At 62.6% G+C, this 4387-nt stretch carries 5 protein-coding genes and 2 tRNA genes; 2 read left to right on the forward strand and 5 right to left on the reverse strand.

Going from position 1 to position 4387, the window contains the following annotated elements; all coding sequences use genetic code 11:
* Positions 1 to 12 precede the first annotated feature (12 nt).
* The gene (locus EN925_RS24800; RefSeq protein ID WP_013531402.1) at positions 13 to 270 is read right to left on the reverse strand and encodes a GlsB/YeaQ/YmgE family stress response membrane protein; all 258 of its coding nucleotides are present in this window, start codon (positions 268 to 270) and stop codon (positions 13 to 15) included.
* A gap of 132 nt (positions 271 to 402) precedes the next feature.
* On the opposite strand from EN925_RS24800, the gene EN925_RS24805 reads away from it, so the two are divergent.
* Complete coding sequence (locus EN925_RS24805; protein WP_013531401.1) at positions 403 to 867, forward strand: YidB family protein; 465 nt, start codon at positions 403 to 405, stop codon at positions 865 to 867.
* A gap of 76 nt (positions 868 to 943) precedes the next feature.
* On the opposite strand, the gene EN925_RS24810 is transcribed toward EN925_RS24805, so the two are convergent.
* Both EN925_RS24810 and EN925_RS24815 read right to left on the reverse strand, forming a co-directional pair.
* A tRNA-Gly gene (locus tag EN925_RS24810) sits at positions 944 to 1017 on the reverse strand.
* A gap of 89 nt (positions 1018 to 1106) precedes the next feature.
* Positions 1107 to 1191, reverse strand: a tRNA-Tyr gene (locus EN925_RS24815).
* Positions 1192 to 1388: 197 nt separating this feature from the next.
* Here EN925_RS24815 and rlmB point away from each other — a divergent pair.
* Positions 1389 to 2237 (forward strand): 23S rRNA (guanosine(2251)-2'-O)-methyltransferase RlmB, encoded by an 849-nt coding sequence (gene rlmB, locus EN925_RS24820; RefSeq protein ID WP_027163677.1) that lies wholly within the window; start codon positions 1389 to 1391, stop codon positions 2235 to 2237.
* 106 nt (positions 2238 to 2343) lie between these two features.
* Here rlmB and EN925_RS24825 read toward each other — a convergent pair whose 3' ends face one another.
* Together EN925_RS24825 and hyi are read right to left on the reverse strand one after the other, a co-directional pair.
* Positions 2344 to 3261: a 2-hydroxy-3-oxopropionate reductase gene (locus tag EN925_RS24825; RefSeq protein ID WP_127388540.1), complete on the reverse strand. Its 918-nt coding sequence runs from the start codon at positions 3259 to 3261 to the stop codon at positions 2344 to 2346.
* A 157-nt stretch (positions 3262 to 3418) separates the two neighbouring features.
* Positions 3419 to 4216 (reverse strand): hydroxypyruvate isomerase, encoded by a 798-nt coding sequence (gene hyi, locus EN925_RS24830; RefSeq protein ID WP_127388541.1) that lies wholly within the window; start codon positions 4214 to 4216, stop codon positions 3419 to 3421.
* Positions 4217 to 4387: the final 171 nt, after the last annotated feature.

Raw genomic sequence — 4387 nt, forward strand, 5'->3', positions numbered from 1 at the left:
ATCCGCAGGCGCCTAAAGCGTCCGCCTTGCGCTGAACTGATGGTAGGCCCACAGAACAACCACCGCCCCGATGACGGCAACGATCAGGCTGTAGATGTTGAGACCGGTGACGCCCGATGCGCCGAAGGCACTGAAGATCAGCCCGCCGACAATGGCGCCGACGATGCCCAGCACGATATCCATTATGACACCCTGGCCGGTCTTGTTGACGATCTTGCTGCCTATGAAGCCGGCGACCACGCCGAGAATGATCCAGCTGATGATACCCATTTTTTCCTCTCCATCCCCTCGCCAGCCGAACATTTTCATATGATTGTCAAAACCTCAAGCCAGCTTGAAATTCCGCCCGAATGCTTCATTGTTGAGGAGGGGTCGGGCCTTGGTCGCTATGGAGGATCCACGATGGGACTTTTTGACAACGCCGTTCCCGGCGGCAACATCACCAAACCTCTGATGATCGCACTCGGCGCATTGCTGGTCGGCAAGATGCTGAGCGGCAGAAGTGCCGAAGAGCCGGAACAGTCTCCCGCGCCCGCTCCGACCGCCCCCGTCCCGACGGAAACCACATCCGCCGACGGTGGCCTGCTGGGCGGCCTGGGCGGACTGCTCGAAAAGCTCCGGGACGCCGGTCACGGCAACACCGCGGACTCCTGGGTCGGTACCGGCCAGAACCAGTCGATCAACGCCAACGATCTTGGCGCCGCGATCGGACCGCAGATCATCCGCGAGATCGCGCAACGGACCGGACTGGACGAGCAGGAACTACTCAAGCAACTGTCCACCGCCCTGCCCGGCATCGTCGACAAGCTGACGCCGAACGGCCAGGTGCCGCAGCAGCACCAGGTCGCATCCGCGTTCAACAGCTGACGCGGCGCAGCCACGACAATTGGAGCGCTGCGCTTCGTGCGCGGTGCTTCGGCTTGCCGGTGATGGGATGAGTGTCTGGAGCGGGTAGCGGGAATCGAACCCGCATATTCAGCTTGGAAGGCTGCTGCTCTACCACTGAGCTATACCCGCGCCTTACCTGAAGTACCGGATTCATCCGAAAAGCGCCATGCACTTTTCGGTCCGATTCTTGTCGCGTTTCAGGGCTTCCGGGCCGGCAGTGGTGGAGAGGGTTGGATTCGAACCAACGTAAGCTAAGCTAACGGATTTACAGTCCGTCCCCTTTAACCACTCGGGCACCTCTCCAGTCTGCCGCCGGAGCCATGCAACGAGGCATTCACGCCGATCCGGACCCGAGTTATGTGTTCTCCGAAACCAGCGCAGCGCCTTATGGCGGCAAGGCCATTGGGTGTCAACCGCGCAGCCAGCGTTTTTCGATGTTGTTCGCCGGCTGTGACGGCGGGCCATATCCTTGGCCGGAGGACACCGCTATAGAACCAGCCATGAGCGATAAAACCAACACCCCCAAAGACACCCATTACGCCAAGCTGCGCCGCGCCTATCGCGACGAGAAAAGCGGCGGCGCGCCGGCGTTCCGGCCTCGACAGCCGGTTCCGCCGGGCGAAAATGCCGCGGACGGACTGGTGCGGCTCTACGGCCTGCACACGGTTCGCGCCGCACTCGACAATCCGCGCCGCAAGATCAGGAAGATGCTGGTGACGCGCAATGCGGCCGAGCGCCTCGAAATCGCCGATCTCGCCGCCCTGCCCTTCAAGACGGAACTGGTCGAACCCAGGGATATCGACAAGATCACAGGGTCGGATGCCGTGCATCAGGGTGTGCTGATCGAGGCCGAGCCGCTTAAAGCCAAGCGGCTCGATGCGCTTGGTGACGCGAAGCTGGTGCTGGTGCTCGACCAGATCACCGACCCGCACAATGTCGGCGCCATCCTGCGCTCGGCGGTCGCCTTCGGCGCCGGCGCGCTGATCACCACGGCCCGCCACAGCCCGCAGGAATCGGGCGTGCTGGCGAAATCCGCCTCGGGCGCGCTGGAGCACATCGACCAGATCGAGGTGAAGAACCTCGCCGAAGCGCTCGGCCAGCTGCACGAGGCCGGCTTTCGCACCATCGGGCTTGATTCGGACGCGCCGGCCGAACTCGAAAAGAGCTTTGCCGGAGAAAAGATCGCCCTGGTGCTGGGCGCCGAGGGCAAGGGCCTGCGCCAGAAGACCCGCGAGACGGTGACCACGCTGGCGCGGCTCGACATGCCCGGCGCCATCCATTCGCTCAACGTATCGAATGCCGCGGCGATCAGCCTTTACGTGGCACGGGCATTTTTGAAGCGCGGCTAAGCCAAAAAACATCTCGACGAGAAACGGGTCCCGACAGACGTCGGAACCCGTTCTTCGATGGGCCAGGAGTTGGCGGCTTGGGAACGTTGCGCCGCCCTCTCCTGACCTATGCCGCTTTGCCCCGGGTGCCGGCTGCCTCGCTGCCGACCTCGAAATCGGCCATCCTCTCAAGCGCCCTGACCAGTGCCGAATGATCCTCCTTGGCGCCGCCATTGGCCGCGCAGGCGTTGAACAGTTGCTGCGTGGTGGACGTGTTGGGCAGCGACACGCCGAGCGCTTTCGCGCCCTCCAGCGCGAGGTTCAGATCCTTCTGGTGCAGTTCGATCCGAAAACCCGGGGCGAAGGTGCGCTTGACCATACGCTCGCCATGCACTTCCAGAATGCGCGAAGCCGCCAGCCCGCCCATCAGCGCCTGCCTGACCTTGGCCGGATCCGCGCCGGCTTTCGAAGCAAAAACAAGCGCTTCGGCGACGGCTTCAATAGTCAGCGCAACGACGATCTGGTTGGCCACCTTGGTGGTCTGGCCAACGCCGTTGGGCCCGACCAGGGTGATGTTCTTGCCCATCTTCTCGAACACGGGCTTGGCGCGCTCGAAGGGTTTCTCCTCGCCGCCGACCATGATGGTGAGCGACGCCGCCTTGGCGCCAACCTCGCCGCCCGAGACCGGCGCGTCGAGATAGTCGCAGCCTAGATCGTTGATTTTCCTGGCAAAAATCTTGGTCTCGATCGGTGAGATCGAGCTCATGTCGATGACCAGCTTGCCTTTGGTCAGACCGGACGCGACGCCATTCTCGTTAAACAGCACATCGGCGACCTGCGGTGTGTCGGGCACCATCAGAATGATGATGTCGGCGGCCTTCGCCACGGCAGCATGGCCGGTGACTGACGTTAGGCCCTTGGCGACGAGATCGGCTGAGAATTTCGATCGATGGTCGCTGGCTATGACCCTGTAGCCCGCGTCCAACAGGTGCCCCGCCATCGGTGCGCCCATGATGCCGAGGCCGATGAAGCCGATGGTTTCCATTTTGGTTCTCCAGTTGCTTGTGTGAAACGCCCCCTCATCCGGCCGCTAGCGCGGCCATCTTCCCCCGAGGGGAGAAGAGAAGCCGACGTTGGTGCCTGTCTCTTCTCCCCTCGGGGGAAGGTGGCCCGAAGGGCCGGATGAGGGGGCGCGGCGTTGGCTAGGCCGCAGCACTTCCCTGCCCGGCTAATGCTTGAAACCACCCCAGCCCAGCCTCCGTCCCGGCCTTCGGCTTGTATTCCGCCCCGATCCACCCCGAATAGCCGATGCGGTCGATGTGCTCGTACAGGAAGGGAAAATTGATCTCGCCCGTCCCCGGCTCGTGACGGCCTGGATTGTCCGCAAGCTGGATATGCGCGATGCGGTCGAGGTTTACCTCGATGGTACGGGCGAGATCCCCCTCCATGATCTGCATGTGATAGATGTCGTATTGCAGGAACAGGTTCTTCGACCCGACACGGTCGATAAGCACCAACGCCTGATCGGTATAATTGAGAAAAAAGCCCGGGATATCGCGCGTGTTGATCGGCTCGATCAGCAGCCTGATGCCGGCCTGCTCCAGCTTTTCCGCCGCGAAGGCGAGGTTTTCGGCAAAGACGTCCTCCAGCACCTTGCGATCGGCGCCGGCGGGCGCGATGCCGGCCAGGCAATTGACCTGCTGGCAGCCGAGCGCCTGCGCGTAGGTGATCGCCTTGGCGATGCCCTGGCGGAATTCCGGCACGCGGTCCGGCAGCACGGCAATGCCGCGCTCGCCCTTGCCCCAGTCGCCGGCCGGCAGGTTGAAAAGCACCTGCGTCAGGCCGTTCTTCTTCAGCCGGGCGGCGACGGCATCGGGCGCATGGTCATAGGGGCCGATATATTCGACGCCCTTGAAGCCGGCGCGGGCGGCGGCATCGAAACGGTCGAGGAACTCATGCTCGCCAAAGAGCATCGAAAGATTGGCTGAAAAACGCGGCATTCTTTTTCTCCCTTTCTCCGCCAAGCCTAATCCAGCATGACGATCGACGTCGGCGCATCTTCGTGGCTCTCGGCAAGCTCCTCGAATTCGGTGATCTTGTCGATCTCGGTGCCCATCGAGATGTTGGTGACGCGTTCGAGGATGAATTCGAGGACAACCGGAACCCGGTGG

Origin of the sequence: Mesorhizobium sp. M7A.F.Ca.US.006.04.2.1 (genome assembly GCF_004022915.1) — a bacterium.
Taxonomy (GTDB): Bacteria; Pseudomonadota; Alphaproteobacteria; order Rhizobiales; family Rhizobiaceae; genus Mesorhizobium; species Mesorhizobium ciceri.